This window comes from Colwellia psychrerythraea 34H (assembly GCF_000012325.1).
Taxonomy (GTDB): Bacteria; Pseudomonadota; Gammaproteobacteria; order Enterobacterales; family Alteromonadaceae; genus Colwellia; species Colwellia psychrerythraea_A.
Map to the genome: position 1 here is coordinate 1,239,210 of NC_003910.7, position 13,619 is coordinate 1,252,828.

Below are 13,619 nucleotides of genomic sequence, written 5' to 3' on the forward strand. Positions count from 1 at the left end.
AGAACTAATGACAACGCTGAAAGATTAACAGCTATTACTCAATTGAAACATTATTTAAAAAAAATAGATACTATGACAAAAATAGGTGTTTTTTATGAATATAACCTTACATCTGTAACAAAACTGTAATGTATGTGTTGTAAAATATTTCGTATTAGCTCTATTACTCAACAATTTAAAATTTAATTATCTAGGGATATTTATGAAACTGGTTAAAAGCTGTATTGCAATAACTCTTTGTTCTTTATTATCAATGCCAACATTTGCGGCCGATAAAGCATCTGAGAAGACACAGAAACAAGAAGAAGTTATTAATTTTTATGGCAAATTAAATATTTCATTACAGGCAAGCGAAGAAAAAGGTGAGTCTTTTAATGAGCTAAAAAGTAATGCTTCTCGAGTAGGGGTAAAGGGTAAATATGAATTAGACCATGATCTAACGGCTATTTATAAACTTGAATGGCAGGTTAATGTTAATGATGATAGTAAAGATACACTAACTGCGCGTAATCAGTGGGTTGGTGTCAGAGGTGGATTTGGTGAGCTTACGGTAGGTCGTTCAGATACAACCTTAAAAGTTTCACAAGGAAAATTTGACTTATTCAATGATTATGAAGCTGATTTAAAGCACTTATTTATCGGTGAAAACCGTGTAGCTGATTCAATTACCTATAAATCACCTGTTTTTAGTAATGTTCAACTATTAACCAGTTATATAATTTCCGATGATATCGAAGCCGATGACCCATACTCTGTTGGGATATTTTTTGGTGATTTGAGCTTGAAAAAAACTGATTTTTTCTTATCCGTTGCTCATGATGAAAATATGCCAGTTAAATTTAAACCGGTAGATTCAGGTGAGAGTTCAAGAACTGAAGCATTAGCAAATACGCGTGTAACGGGTATGTATAAATTTGGTGATTTACGTTTAGGGGCGATGTTTGTAGATACTGAAGTTGTCAATACAGGTAAGTCTGAAACAGGCTATGCGGCCAATGTTTCTTATAAGATAGGCAAGGTGCTTGCGAAGGTTCAATATCAAGAGTTTTCAGGCGCTGATTCGATAAGTGTTGGTGCAGATTATAAACTAGGTAAAAATACTAAAGTATATGCTTGGTTTACAGATAGAGAAGGCAATGAAGTGACTGCTGGTGATGATGGCGTTGATTACATTCTTGCCACAAAAGGACAGTATTTTGCCCTTGGTATGGAACAAAAATTCTAAGGTTTATCGCGAGATTTAATCTTTAATTCAAACAAAGCCGTTAATTTCTTGTGAATTAACGGCTTTGTTTGTGTATACCCAAGCGACTTGAAGATGCGTATTTCAGGATGCCTGAGCGATTCATGCTCAAGACGTCTCTTTTTATTAAGGGGTATTCAGGAGAATATGCTCCTGCATTCTCTAAGAAACTACATCCATGTATCGCCCTTAAAAAAGAAGACAACGAAGTGCATGGTTTGCACAGACGTCCCCATAGGACTGGTTTATAAACGCTTTATGCCGCGTTATTGATTTCAATAAGGGAATAACCATTCTCTTTAATCAATGTCTTGCCTAAAGGTGTTTCTAATTCCAGCTGAAACCTGCAACTTCATGTAGTTTGGGTATTTACTTGCTAAAACGTTAAGCTTGTTTGATAATTTTGTTTTTGTCATAAAACTGTCACTTAACTTCTGCACAATAACTCATCAAGTGTGAATTTTTGTTAATGTTTGTTTATTAACAGTAGATTGCATCAGTTAGTTATATTATTAGGATGTTTATCATGAGTAGAAAAATTTTAGTTGTTGAGGATGAAACTCCTATCAGGGAGATGATTAGCTTTGTATTGGATCAAAATGGTTTTAATGCGATTGAAGCTTGTGATATAGAACAAGCCCTAGCTAAAATTCACGAACCGTACCCCGATTTAATATTACTCGACTGGATGTTGCCTGGTGGCACGGGAGTTTCGTTAGCAAAAAAACTAAAACAAAATGAGTATACTCGTAATATTCCAATCATTATGTTGACTGCTCGAAGTGATGAAGATGATAAAGTAAAAGGTTTTGAGGCCGGAGTTGATGACTTTGTAACTAAACCTTTCTCACCAAAAGAATTAATTGCCCGTATTAAGGCGGTAATCCGTCGTGTATCCCCTACATCTCTTGAAGAAGAAGTTGATTTTCATGGTCTTAAACTAGATCCTGTTGCTCATCGTGTAGCTATTAACGGTAATAGCTTAGATTTAGGCCCTACCGAGTTTCGCTTATTGCACTTTTTTATGACCCATACAGAAAGAGTATATTCACGAGAACAATTACTTGATAATGTTTGGGGCACAAATATTTATGTTGAAGATCGAACTGTTGATGTTCATATCAGACGCTTACGCAAAGCCATCTCTGGTGAAGGACATGAAGACTTTGTGCAGACTGTCCGTGGCGCTGGTTATCGTTTTTCAAGCAAATTAAAAAAAGTTAGTTAACTGTAACGGCTTCTCTGTTGAAAAGTAATTAGGCAAGTATGCATTTTCGTTTATCATTTATAAGTATTATTTATCGTTTACTAGGTATATTGCTGGCAAGTGCTTTTGTAGGCTGGTTATTCGATTATGTTTTGTTAGTAATGCTTGCAACCAGTATATTTTTATTGGTTTGGCATTATCACCATTTGTTTAAACTGATTAATTGGATCTGGCAATCGAAAGCTTTATCTCCTCCACAAGCAAAAGGGGTCTGGGGATATTTATATGATGGCTTATATCGACAAGTTAAGCAGCAACGCAATAAGCAAAAACAATTAAATGAAAAAATCCGACGTTTTCGAGATGGCGCTGAGGCGCTTCCTGATGCAGCATTAATGTTATCTGAAGAGCTGACCATTGAGTGGGGAAATAAAAAAGCACAACGGCTTTTGGGGGTTCGTTGGCCAGATGATTTTGGTCAGCGTATAGATAACTTACTTAGAGCACCCGAATTCTCAGATTATTTAGCGCATGAGAATTTCGAATACCCTTGTTTATTAGTCTCACCCATTCACTCTGACGTGCAACTTGAAATACGCCTTATGGCCTATGGCAGCGAACATGTATTACTCTTAGCAAGAGATATATCTAATCTCCAGCGTTTAGAGGACATGCGCCGTGATTTTGTTGCCAATGTCTCACATGAATTAAAAACCCCCTTAACCGTTGTTCGCGGATATGTTGAAATGATTCAAGCTTCACCAGAAGCATTTGATCCCCATTGGCAAAAAGCATTTCAAACAATTGAAGGACAAGTTTCTCGGATGGATCGTTTAGTTGAACAATTACTTAATTTAGCTAAAGTAGAAAATAATAGTGATGATGAAAAACAATGTGTCAATATGGCACAATTAATTCGCACATTAGTTGATGAGGTTACTTGGCTTAATCAGGAAAAACAGCACCAAATCATGCTAGATATTTCTACTGATGTATCTGTTTTAGGTTTTGAAACTGAATTAAAAAGTGCTTGTGCCAATTTATTATCTAATGCTATTGCTTATACTCCGCCTAAAGGGTGTATCGAAGTCAGTTGGCGTTTAATGGGCAATAAAGCTATTTTCTCGGTCAAAGATAATGGCGATGGTATTAAACCTGAGCATGTTAATCGATTAACTGAGCGCTTTTATCGTATAGATAGATCTCGATCTAGAGATACTGGTGGCTCAGGTTTAGGGCTAGCGATAGTTAAGCATGTTTTGCATCACCATCAAGCTGAACTAATTATTAATAGCCACTGGGGACAAGGGAGTGAATTCTCAATCTATTTTGATCCGAGTACCTTGTCTAACCCCTCACGGTAATTATTGACTAGTGATCATAAGAACTAATATAAAATTAACCCCTCTCGTTTCGTCATAATTCTGTCATAAAATAGACATATAATTGTCATGTTCACTTCGTATAGTGTGACCAATCAAACAGTTCAAGCTCTTATTGGAGAGACCATGAGTTTTAAAAAAGTTATAAGTATTATTAGTTTATCAAGTCTTGTTAGTTTATCTGCTTTTGCCCTTGATGAAAAATTACCAGAATATAAAAAAGTTAGTGGTATTTCTGGCAATGTATCTTCAGTTGGCTCTGATACCTTAGCGAACATGATGACTTTTTGGGCAGAAGATTTTAAGCGTACTTACCCAAATGTAAATGTACAAATTCAGGCTGCTGGTTCGTCAACAGCGCCACCTGCTTTAACTGAAGCTACTTCAAACCTTGGGCCTATGAGTCGTAAAATGAAAATGCGTGAGATAGAAGCTTTTCAAAAGCGCTATGGTTATAAACCTACTCGAGTTCGAGTTGCTATAGATGCTTTGGCTGTTTTTGTTCATAAAGATAATCCATTAGAAGGGTTAACGATTGCGCAAGTTGATGCTGTATTCTCTAATAACCGTAAGTGTGGTGCTGATAAAGATATTGACCGTTGGGGAGATCTTGGTTTATCGGGCGCATGGACAGGTAAAGATGTGCAATTATATGGAAGAAACTCTGTTTCTGGCACCTACGGTTACTTTAAGAAGAAAGCGCTATGTAAAGGTGACTTTAAAAACAGTGTGAATGAGCAGCCTGGATCAGCATCAGTTGTACAGTCGGTATCCGCCTCACTTAACGGAATTGGCTATTCAGGTATAGGTTACCGTACTTCTGGAGTGCGAGCTTTACCATTAGCTAAAAAAGGCCAAGTCTTTATTGAAGCTAATATGGAAAATGCAATTTCAGGTAAATACCCGTTATCACGCTATTTATACGTCTATGTCAACAAGCACCCGAATAAAGCGCTTCCACCAATGGAAGCTGAATTTTTAAAAATGATTCTATCTAAAACAGGTCAAAAAATTGTTGAAAAAGATGGTTATATACCTTTACCAAGTAAAGTTGTTGCCAAAGAATATAAAAAATTAGGTCTATAATTCTTACAACTATTAGTACCTTTAATAGGGCAAGCTATAACGCTAGCTAGCCCTATTCATTTCACCTCGCTCCAATACACTTCAGTTATTCTTACCACTTTAATTTATACCCAGTTGTGTCAGCTGAATAACTTCCGTTAATATATATATAATTATTTAGTTTCATTGATATAATGCATGACAGCAATTGTTGTCGCTTATTTTGAAGGAAAAGTATGGAAATTATTTTAGCTAACCCTCGTGGTTTTTGTGCGGGTGTTGATAGAGCCATTAGTATTGTCGAACGCGCTTTAGACTTATTTGGTGCCCCTATCTATGTTCGTCATGAAGTTGTTCATAATAAGTTTGTAGTCGATGGTCTAAAAGACCGCGGTGCTATCTTTGTTGATGAACTTGATGAAGTACCTGATGATAATACGGTTATCTTTAGTGCTCATGGCGTTTCCAAGGCTGTAAGACAAGAAGCTAAAACGAGAGCATTAAAAGTATTTGATGCTACCTGCCCACTGGTAACGAAAGTTCATATGGAAGTTTCCCGTGTTAGCCGTAAAGATATTGAGTGTATACTTATAGGTCATGCAGGACATCCTGAAGTTGAAGGTACTATGGGCCAGTATAGTAGTGACTCTGCGGGTATTTATTTAGTTGAATCACCTGAAGATGTCGCAAGTTTAGTCGTTAAAAATCCAGAAAAATTATATTTTTGTAGCCAAACTACGCTATCTGTAGATGATACTATGGACGTAATCGCTGCTCTTCAAGCTAAATTTCCTTTGATTGAAGGTCCTCGTAAAGATGATATTTGCTATGCCACTCAAAATCGTCAAGATGCGGTACGTGAAATAGCTGATAAAGTTGATCTTATGTTGGTTGTAGGAGCCAAAAATAGTTCTAACTCTAACCGTCTTAAAGAACTAGCAAGTAAAATGGGTGTCACCTCATATTTAATCGATACGGCAGAGAATATTGAAACGGACTGGTTAACAGGTGTTAATAAAGTCGGGGTAACCGCAGGTGCGTCGGCACCAGCAGTGCTAATCAAGCAAGTGGTTGAAGCGCTAAAAAGCTATGGTGGCCATCAAGTTATTGAACACCCAGGCAAAGAAGAAAGCATAGTATTTGCAGTCCCAGCTGAATTACGCTAGTCTTAATTGAATTGTAAAAAGTTAATATAAATTGTTATGTTAACTTTTTATTATGTTATCACTGTGCAGTAAATTTATTGAGCATGATGTTAATGTACAGATGTCGGTTTTTGTCTTATTAGTCGTTATGTTTTTGTTAATTATTAACTTTTAGTATCGTCGTTGGTTTTAGACTTGAACCGTAGTAGTCGCTGTAAACATTAAAAAAAATGATGAAGTGTTAGGATACTACTCTTAATGGGTTGTGCTGTTTTGTGCATTTTAAGGAACGTATTTGTTTCTGTTTTATGTCTCCAGTATCACTAAATTATAACCATGGAAACGGTAGGGTAGTTATGTTAGTAATACCGCAATTCTATAACTCTAAGTTGTGTAAGCTTAGTATTGAGCTTTATAAAAGAAACTATAGTTATATCCCCCCCCCCCCCGTGACTCATTTTTTCAGCTGTATTCATGCCAGAACACATTACTTGCCTTTATTTATATAAAAAAATTGTTGAATAATTTTCAGATTAACAAGATATGGACGATGAAATGAATAAGTTATCTTATCAAAGAAAGAAACAACAACGGGGAATGAGCTTTATTGAAGTCCTTGTCGGCTTAGTTATTCTTGTAACTGGCATTTTAGGGGCCGTCGCTATGCAAGCAACGGCTAAACAAGGTAGTTTTGATGCGATGCAACGCTCACTTGCCTCAAGCTTAGCACAAGATATTATTGCTAGGATGCGAGCTAATGCTCCTTTAATAAACGCAAACTTAACGTTAAGAGCATATGCTCGCAATGACTATGATGACCCCGCTGTTGGGGTTATTTGTAACACCGTCAATACCGCCGACGGCTGTCTCTCTGCTGCTATGATCGCTAATGATAGATTTGAGTGGGGACGTGCCCTGACGGGGCAAGACGTAATGCAGGGGGCTAGGCCTGTCGGAGGCTTAGTTGGCGCTGCGGCATGTATTATCCAGGATGCTGGTGATGTAAATGAATATACCGTAATAGTGAGTTGGCAGGCTAGAAGTGCAACTTCAGATAATGCTGCACAAAATTGTGGTGTGGCAGACAGTCGAAACAGACGGCAAGTTGTTGTTCAGGCATTTATTTTTAATATTTAATACGGCAAATAAGTATTGTTGGCCCTTTAATTCGAACTGACTTTTATTAAGTTAACTATATATAAAGGTCAGTACCAGTTTAAACTCTGTATGGCATCATTGCCTGCACCATGCAACTTTGCGGTTAAATATAACACGGTGAAGTAAATGTCGAAAACTCAATAGCCTATAAATTATGCGCTGTAACAGAAAGTGACCACCATTGACGTTGATGAAAAAGGAACAAAATAAGTATGTGTAGTAAAAGTATGCATAATAGAACTAAGTTATCAATGAATACCGAAAAAGGTCTGACCTTAGTTGAGCTGATGATCAGTTTGTCTATTGGTTTAGTCTTGTTTGCTGGGGTGTTAAGTGTCTTTGTTGGGATGCGGAGCACAACGGCAGAAACATCAACCTACGGTGAATTACAAGAGAACGGACGTTTTGCTATAAGTGTATTAACAGACGACTTATTAAGGCAAGATTTCTGGGGTGATTATGCTGGGCGTTTTAGTACAAGTAACCTTATAAGTATACCTGCCGCGGGTTCTGTTGGTAATGATTGTATAGGGGGAGGGGTTAATAATGCTACTTTCCCTCTTGCGGTAGGTCACTTTAGAACAATATGGGGGCAAACACTAACAGCGGTGGCACCAAATCCTTTGGGGTGTTTTGTTACTCCTGTAAACACTAGAACTAGGCCTAACTCTGACGTTATTCAGCTTAAGCGAGTGCTAGGTACTCCCAATTTAGCTCCCGCGGCTGCCACATTTTACTTGCGCACTAATCATACCACTGGAGGTATATTTCGAGGTAATGCTCTACCTGTAATAAATAACACTCGTACCTGGGAGTATCAGCACCATGTGTATTATGTACGAGAGGACATAGTAGGCAATAATTTTGTGCCTGTATTGATGCAAGGGCGTCTAGCAAATGGGAATATGGTTTTTAATCCTATTGTTGATGGCATTGAAGTTATTCGTTTTATGTATGGTATTGATACAAATGGAGATGGTGTGGTCAACTCTTATATCTCTGCATCAGGAGGTAATATGACTGATGCTTTGTGGGATAATGCCGGTGGCTCAAGAATTTTAGCTGTTAAAGTATATGTTTTGGCGCGTAGTATTGCACCAGATATGAAGTATACCAATACCAACTCTTATCAATTAGGTGACTTGGCTATAGCGCCAGTAAACGACAATTTTCGACGCCTACTGTTTAGTTCAACAATAACTTTATATAACGCGAGGTAAACTAATGACAACATTTTATAAAGGTTATCAGAACTATCACTATCGGGTCAGTTATCTTGCTATTAAAGCAAATAAACAAGCAGGGGTTGTTTTAATTGTTTCACTAATTTTTTTGATTGCCTTAACTGCGGTGGCATCTGCACTCATGCTAAATACCACCACTGACATGAAAATGTCAGGGGCAAGTGAAATGAAAGTAGTTGCTGAGCAAGAAGTTTTTGGTGCTATGGACGAACTTATTTTTCGAGAAGTGTTGCATGGTGTTGGTGAGTCTAATGCTTTTGCTCTGCCAGTTAGCCGTTTGGCAAATGCTATACCAGTATTAGCCAATTTAACGAGTAGCAATACAGATGGTAATGTCACTAATGCGACAATATCTTTGGCTGATAACCCGCTTTTGCTCGAGAAAACTTGCCCTCACTCAAGGGCGGCTTCTTCAGTGCAGGTGTTTACTTGTAATATACTTCGAGTACAAATAACTAAGCAATATGGTCGAAACAATAACAGTACAATAACAGTTAATTCAGGGATAGCTCAGCAGTTGTTAAAATAACGGCGAGGCATTGGTGAACGTTATGGGGAGTTTAAAATGAATAAGTTTATAGCAAAAGGCATACTGGCTTTAATACTTGCTACACTATCGAATGTAACCTTAAGTGAAGATATAGATCTTTATATAAGTGAGGCGGTTCGACAAGCAAATAAAAAAACTAAAGTACTCATTATTTTTGATACTTCAGGTAGCATGAAAGAAATAAGCCGATTTGGCGAACCATATATCAATGACCCTGATAACCCTTACATTGCAACAGATTCAGCTCATGCATACGACGATAATATGCTCTATTTTAATAGGGCGGGTGCTGATAATACAACAACTATTCCTAACTCCCCTAGTGACGTACGCCGTTTTACAGGGGCACTTAATGGTTGTTTTACATCCATAGCTAGTTTAGCCGAAAATGGGACATATACAGATTATATGCGAGAATATCGCTCTCAAGACAACGAGTGGCAGGAGGTTCGTAATAATAGTGGCGCAGATCCAGTAGTCATTGATTGTCGAAATGATGCTTATTATCTTCAATATGATGAAAACGGTGAAATTGTGGTGGGTAACGAAGGAAGTCGCAACAATGCTTCTGGCTTCTTATCTGGTTATCCTATCGATGGGGAAGGTACAAGCCAAAATCCGATTTATTATGATAATAGAGTCCCAGCTCAACACACTAATGTTGACTGGTATACTTCTGATGGCTTAATTACTTTATATACAGCTAACTATTTACGTTGGTATCATGGTCAAAGTACCGCTTCCCATTTAGAAGAGCGTTTGCAGACTGCAAAAAACAGTATAAGGGATGTTATTAATAGCACCCCATTGGTGGAATTTGGCTTAGAGGTTTTCAACTTTAATTATGGTGATGACGATACTAGCGGTAATGGTGGTCGTATTGCTGCTGGCATTAAAGAAATGACTGATGATAATAGGGCTAACCTGCTTAATATTATTGCGAATCAGATAAGTGCCGAAGGCTCAACACCACTTTGTGAGTCCGTTTATGAAGCATCTCAATATTTTGCTGGCGCGTTAGTTGATTATGGTGATGATGATATCGATGTTCGAGACTATAATTATAGTAAAAATATTCCGCCAATGGCGACAGATATTACTGAAGTAGTCGATGGACATAATGTCTATAAAACTCCTTTTGAAGACTGTGCTTCAAGTGTTGCCAATATTATTCTTATCACTGATGGTGCGCCGCAACATGACTTTGCAGCAGACAGTAAAATTACCGCGATGGTAACCACAGTGCAACGAGCTAATGATACGGATGGAAACCCGGTTTATGAGAGTTTAACTTTTACTGGCGCTCATACTGAGGCGCTTACTGATGAAACTAATACTTTTGATGGTAGCGCCTACCCTTCAGGTAATCGCACGAGTGATGATAGTTATTTACCAGCCTTAGCTAGCTGGATGAGCGAATACGATATTAATCTCAATCGCGCTGGAAAACAGACAGTGGTGACACATACCATTGGTTTTAGTAATGGCGCAATTGCAGCAAGGGGTCTACTAGAAGAAACGGCAAGGCGTGGCAAAGGACAATATGTTGATGCTGATACAGGGACATCGTTAATCGCCGCCTTAGAGAATATTCTGGATAATTTACCCGAAGCAAATGATAGTTTAACTTCAGCCTCGGTATCGGCAAACAGTTATTTAAACAATCAAACCCTTGACTCGGTTTATTATGGAATGTTTGAACCTAGCATGGGAGCACGTTGGCAAGGTAATTTAAAAAAATATAAAGTCGTAAATGAAAAAATAACAGGCGTTGGTGCTGATGGTAATGGCGATGGTGTTGATGTTATTTGTGACGTTGACGGTAGCAGCTCGTTTTGTGATACAGCAAGAAGTTTTTGGTCTACAGAAGCTGATGGAAATGTTGTAGGACAAGGTGGCGTGCTCACTTGGTTTAATAGCCATATCCCAAGTGACCGAAAACTCTATATGGAAAATGGCGACGGTGCAAGTGCGTTAATGACCTTTAATCGTACTAATCTTGAAGCGGCCTTTACAGCCGCTAGTACAAGTTTAGCTGCAGCACTTGGGGTGACTGATGCTGATGCTACAATTCAAAGTACAGCTATAGATGAAATGCTTGCTTGGGCAACGGGCTTAGATGTTGATGATGAAGACGAAGATACTGCTACCGATGACATGAGAAAAAGTGTTTTTGGTGACCCATTACACTCAAAGCCTCTAGTAGTCAATTATGGCGGAAGAGTATATGACGAAGATACAAATACCTACTCGGGCGAAGATGATATTCGCATTGTTATTGGTACCAACTCAGGTGCTCTGCATATGTTTAAAGATAATGATACATCAGTAGCAGAGAGCTGGGCATTTATGCCTACCGAATTTATCAATAATATTAAACCGTTACGTACTAGTCCCGCATCAGCAAATAAAATTTACGGCATTGATGGTGAGATTTCTATTTACCAAGATGATAAAAATGGCGATGGAATTATTGGCGCTGGAGATACTGCTTGGATTTTCTTTGGCTTACGCCGAGGCGGTAGCTCTTATTATGCACTAGATATTTCTTCGCCTGATGCCCCTAAGTTGTTGTGGCGTATAGACAGCAGCAAACCAAACTTTACTCAACTTGGCCAATCTTGGTCACAACCTAAAATTGGTTATTCAGCGCTTAATTTTACTACTGGAACTGGTAGCACAGCCAAGCCGGTACTCTTTATTGGTGGTGGTTATGATACTAAAAAAGATAGTACTGGGGTGGCAACTCCAGATGATAAAGGCCAAGGTATTTACATGCTTGACGCGGCAACGGGTGGCCTTTTATGGAGTGGCTTACCAACAGGAGGTACGACAGCATTTCCTGGTGAACATAGCATTCCATCACCCATTGCTTTACTTGACAGTACTGGAGATGGCTTAATTGATCGTTTATATACTGGAGATACTGGTGGGAATGTCTGGCGAGTAGATATGCCAGGTAAAGAAACCAGTGATTTTTCTATCTCTCAGTTAGCAAGTTTGGGAGGAGGGGTGAATGATCAACGCTTTTTTTATGAGCCAACAATTGCCAGAGCACTCATTTCTGAGATTGTTAAGACTGAAGTTACAGATGCTGATGGTGTAACAACAGAGGTTTTTGTTCATCAAGAGATCCCATACGACGCTATTTTACTAGGCTCGGGCGATAGGACTACTCCGTTAGGCAAAGATACGACGGATACCCTTTATATGATTAAGGACAGTAATATCATCACTAAAACTTTTCCAAGTCGACCTGATGAAGATGCGATGGATCTTATAGCTAAAACTGATTTATATAACTATACGACTAACCCTTTTGATGCAGCTACCGATGATACAGCAAAATATGATTTACAGAAATTAGCCAGTGAAGAATCAGGGTGGTATATCGATTTGCGTGCTACAGGTGAAAAAAGTACAGCATCAGCCCTAGTTATAAAAGGAGTTGCATACTTTACTACTTACACACCAGCGTCAAGTTCAGTTCTTATTAGTTGTATACCTCCAAAAGGAAGTGGAGAGTTATATGCTGTAGACCTCGCCTTAGGTACCAGAAGAAACCTAACACAGACAGAAGTACGTGATAATGATGATCGTGTAATTAAGATTAATAATGATTGGTTAGGGCCGCCGACGTTAATTATGTTACCTGAAACTGATAATGATGACACGACTGTAGATCCTATAACGGGTGATATTATTGTTGGTGACAAAGTCATTTCGGTAGACTTTTCTTTAGCAACTGTGCGTACTTACCTTTATAGTACAGAGGTTCAATAATGCTTATAAGTAAGACTATAGTACAAAAGCAAAGCGGCTTTACCTTAATAGAATTAATGATAGTTGTGGCTATTATTGGTATTTTAGCCGCAGTTGTTTATCCATCTTATACTGATTTTATTGTGCGCTCAAATAGGGCTGAAGCACAGCGAGAGTTAGTACGTATTGCAAACTTGCAAGAGCAACTCTTTGTCGATAGCCGAAGTTATAGCAATGATATGAACCTTTTGGGGCTTGGGGCTGATCCTTTTGTGACTGAAAATGGTAATTATAGTATTGATGCAACTATTGCCAATAACGGTACCACCTTTGTTTTAACCGCCACTGCACAAGGTTCTCAGTCAAGAGATACCGACTGCTCTAATTTAACGATAAACGAAGTCGGACAGCAAAGTGCGGCTAATAACTTTTGCTGGGAGAAGTAATTATGAAAGAATGCAAACTTATCAAATATCCATACTTTATTGCCGTACTTATTGCTATATCATCATTTGCTGTAATGGCAGAAAAAAGTCCTGAACAAAAAAATGTACAGGCAGTGGGTGGACTTATGCAGGTTAAGTGTTTTGTAGAGTATCATGGAGGCGGTGATGATATCCGTTTTGTGACTGATACTTTTGCTACACCAACTCAGGCAATAAAAGTCTTTCAAGGAAGAAAAGTTAAAAAAAATAACACTCAAAAGGTTATATATAAAGTTAAAGAGTGTGTGGAAGCGCGTAAGAAGTTTACAAATGGAAGAGCTAAGCAATTAGACAAAGGTTTGTTAAGGTAATTTGATAAGTTATCGTTGCTGTCTCTCATAAAAAATCCCCTAGTAGATGGGGATTTTTTATGAGAGA

At 38.2% G+C, this 13,619-nt stretch carries 11 protein-coding genes; all 11 read left to right on the forward strand.

Going from position 1 to position 13,619, the window contains the following annotated elements; translation table 11 throughout:
• Nucleotides 1–202: 202 nt before the first annotated feature.
• The 11 genes from CPS_RS05380 (at nucleotide 203) to CPS_RS05430 (ending at nucleotide 13,552) form a co-directional block, all read left to right on the forward strand.
• Nucleotides 203–1,225, forward strand: coding sequence for a porin (locus CPS_RS05380; RefSeq protein WP_011042043.1), 1,023 nt, complete (start codon nucleotides 203–205; stop codon nucleotides 1,223–1,225).
• Between the two features lie 544 nt (nucleotides 1,226–1,769).
• The gene (phoB, locus tag CPS_RS05385; protein ID WP_011042045.1) at nucleotides 1,770–2,471 is read left to right on the forward strand and encodes a phosphate regulon transcriptional regulator PhoB; all 702 of its coding nucleotides are present in this window, start codon (nucleotides 1,770–1,772) and stop codon (nucleotides 2,469–2,471) included.
• Between the two features lie 38 nt (nucleotides 2,472–2,509).
• On the forward strand, nucleotides 2,510–3,814 hold the full coding sequence (phoR, locus tag CPS_RS05390; RefSeq protein ID WP_011042046.1) for a phosphate regulon sensor histidine kinase PhoR: 1,305 nt from the start codon (nucleotides 2,510–2,512) through the stop codon (nucleotides 3,812–3,814).
• 144 nt (nucleotides 3,815–3,958) lie between these two features.
• Nucleotides 3,959–4,918 (forward strand): PstS family phosphate ABC transporter substrate-binding protein, encoded by a 960-nt coding sequence (locus CPS_RS05395; protein WP_011042047.1) that lies wholly within the window; start codon nucleotides 3,959–3,961, stop codon nucleotides 4,916–4,918.
• A gap of 215 nt (nucleotides 4,919–5,133) precedes the next feature.
• Nucleotides 5,134–6,063 carry a 4-hydroxy-3-methylbut-2-enyl diphosphate reductase gene (gene ispH, locus CPS_RS05400; protein ID WP_011042048.1) on the forward strand — a complete coding sequence of 310 codons (930 nt, stop codon included), beginning with the start codon at nucleotides 5,134–5,136 and terminating at the stop codon, nucleotides 6,061–6,063.
• A gap of 534 nt (nucleotides 6,064–6,597) precedes the next feature.
• On the forward strand, nucleotides 6,598–7,179 hold the full coding sequence (gene pilV / locus CPS_RS05405) for a type IV pilus modification protein PilV (protein ID WP_011042050.1): 582 nt from the start codon (nucleotides 6,598–6,600) through the stop codon (nucleotides 7,177–7,179).
• Nucleotides 7,180–7,412: 233 nt separating this feature from the next.
• Nucleotides 7,413–8,420, forward strand: coding sequence for a PilW family protein (locus tag CPS_RS05410; protein ID WP_138140240.1), 1,008 nt, complete (start codon nucleotides 7,413–7,415; stop codon nucleotides 8,418–8,420).
• 4 nt (nucleotides 8,421–8,424) lie between these two features.
• Nucleotides 8,425–8,973: a pilus assembly PilX family protein gene (locus CPS_RS05415; RefSeq protein ID WP_011042052.1), complete on the forward strand. Its 549-nt coding sequence runs from the start codon at nucleotides 8,425–8,427 to the stop codon at nucleotides 8,971–8,973.
• A 36-nt stretch (nucleotides 8,974–9,009) separates the two neighbouring features.
• A complete protein-coding gene (locus CPS_RS05420; RefSeq protein WP_011042053.1) occupies nucleotides 9,010–12,777 on the forward strand; it encodes a pilus assembly protein in 3,768 nt (1,255 codons plus the stop codon).
• Entirely contained in the window at nucleotides 12,777–13,202 is a 426-nt protein-coding gene (locus CPS_RS05425; RefSeq protein WP_011042054.1) for a type IV pilin protein, read from the forward strand. The genes CPS_RS05420 and CPS_RS05425 overlap by 1 nt, the downstream gene beginning before the upstream one ends.
• Nucleotides 13,203–13,204: 2 nt before the next feature.
• The gene (locus CPS_RS05430) at nucleotides 13,205–13,552 is read left to right on the forward strand and encodes a TapY2 family type IVa secretion system protein (RefSeq protein ID WP_011042055.1); all 348 of its coding nucleotides are present in this window, start codon (nucleotides 13,205–13,207) and stop codon (nucleotides 13,550–13,552) included.
• The last annotated feature ends 67 nt before the right edge of the window (nucleotides 13,553–13,619 follow it).

Bases quoted from the DNA above. Each gene is read 5' to 3' on its own strand.
- CPS_RS05420 (WP_011042053.1), top strand. From the start codon at position 9,010: ATGAATAAGTTTATAGCAAAAGGCATACTGGCTTTAATACTTGCTACA.
- phoR (WP_011042046.1), top strand. From the start codon at position 2,510: ATGCATTTTCGTTTATCATTTATAAGTATTATTTATCGTTTACTAGGT.
- CPS_RS05425 (WP_011042054.1), top strand. From the start codon at position 12,777: ATGCTTATAAGTAAGACTATAGTACAAAAGCAAAGCGGCTTTACCTTA.
- phoB (WP_011042045.1), top strand. From the start codon at position 1,770: ATGAGTAGAAAAATTTTAGTTGTTGAGGATGAAACTCCTATCAGGGAG.
- pilV (WP_011042050.1), top strand. From the start codon at position 6,598: ATGAATAAGTTATCTTATCAAAGAAAGAAACAACAACGGGGAATGAGC.
- ispH (WP_011042048.1), top strand. From the start codon at position 5,134: ATGGAAATTATTTTAGCTAACCCTCGTGGTTTTTGTGCGGGTGTTGAT.
- CPS_RS05395 (WP_011042047.1), top strand. From the start codon at position 3,959: ATGAGTTTTAAAAAAGTTATAAGTATTATTAGTTTATCAAGTCTTGTT.
- CPS_RS05430 (WP_011042055.1), top strand. From the start codon at position 13,205: ATGAAAGAATGCAAACTTATCAAATATCCATACTTTATTGCCGTACTT.
- CPS_RS05380 (WP_011042043.1), top strand. From the start codon at position 203: ATGAAACTGGTTAAAAGCTGTATTGCAATAACTCTTTGTTCTTTATTA.
- CPS_RS05410 (WP_138140240.1), top strand. From the start codon at position 7,413: ATGTGTAGTAAAAGTATGCATAATAGAACTAAGTTATCAATGAATACC.
- CPS_RS05415 (WP_011042052.1), top strand. From the start codon at position 8,425: ATGACAACATTTTATAAAGGTTATCAGAACTATCACTATCGGGTCAGT.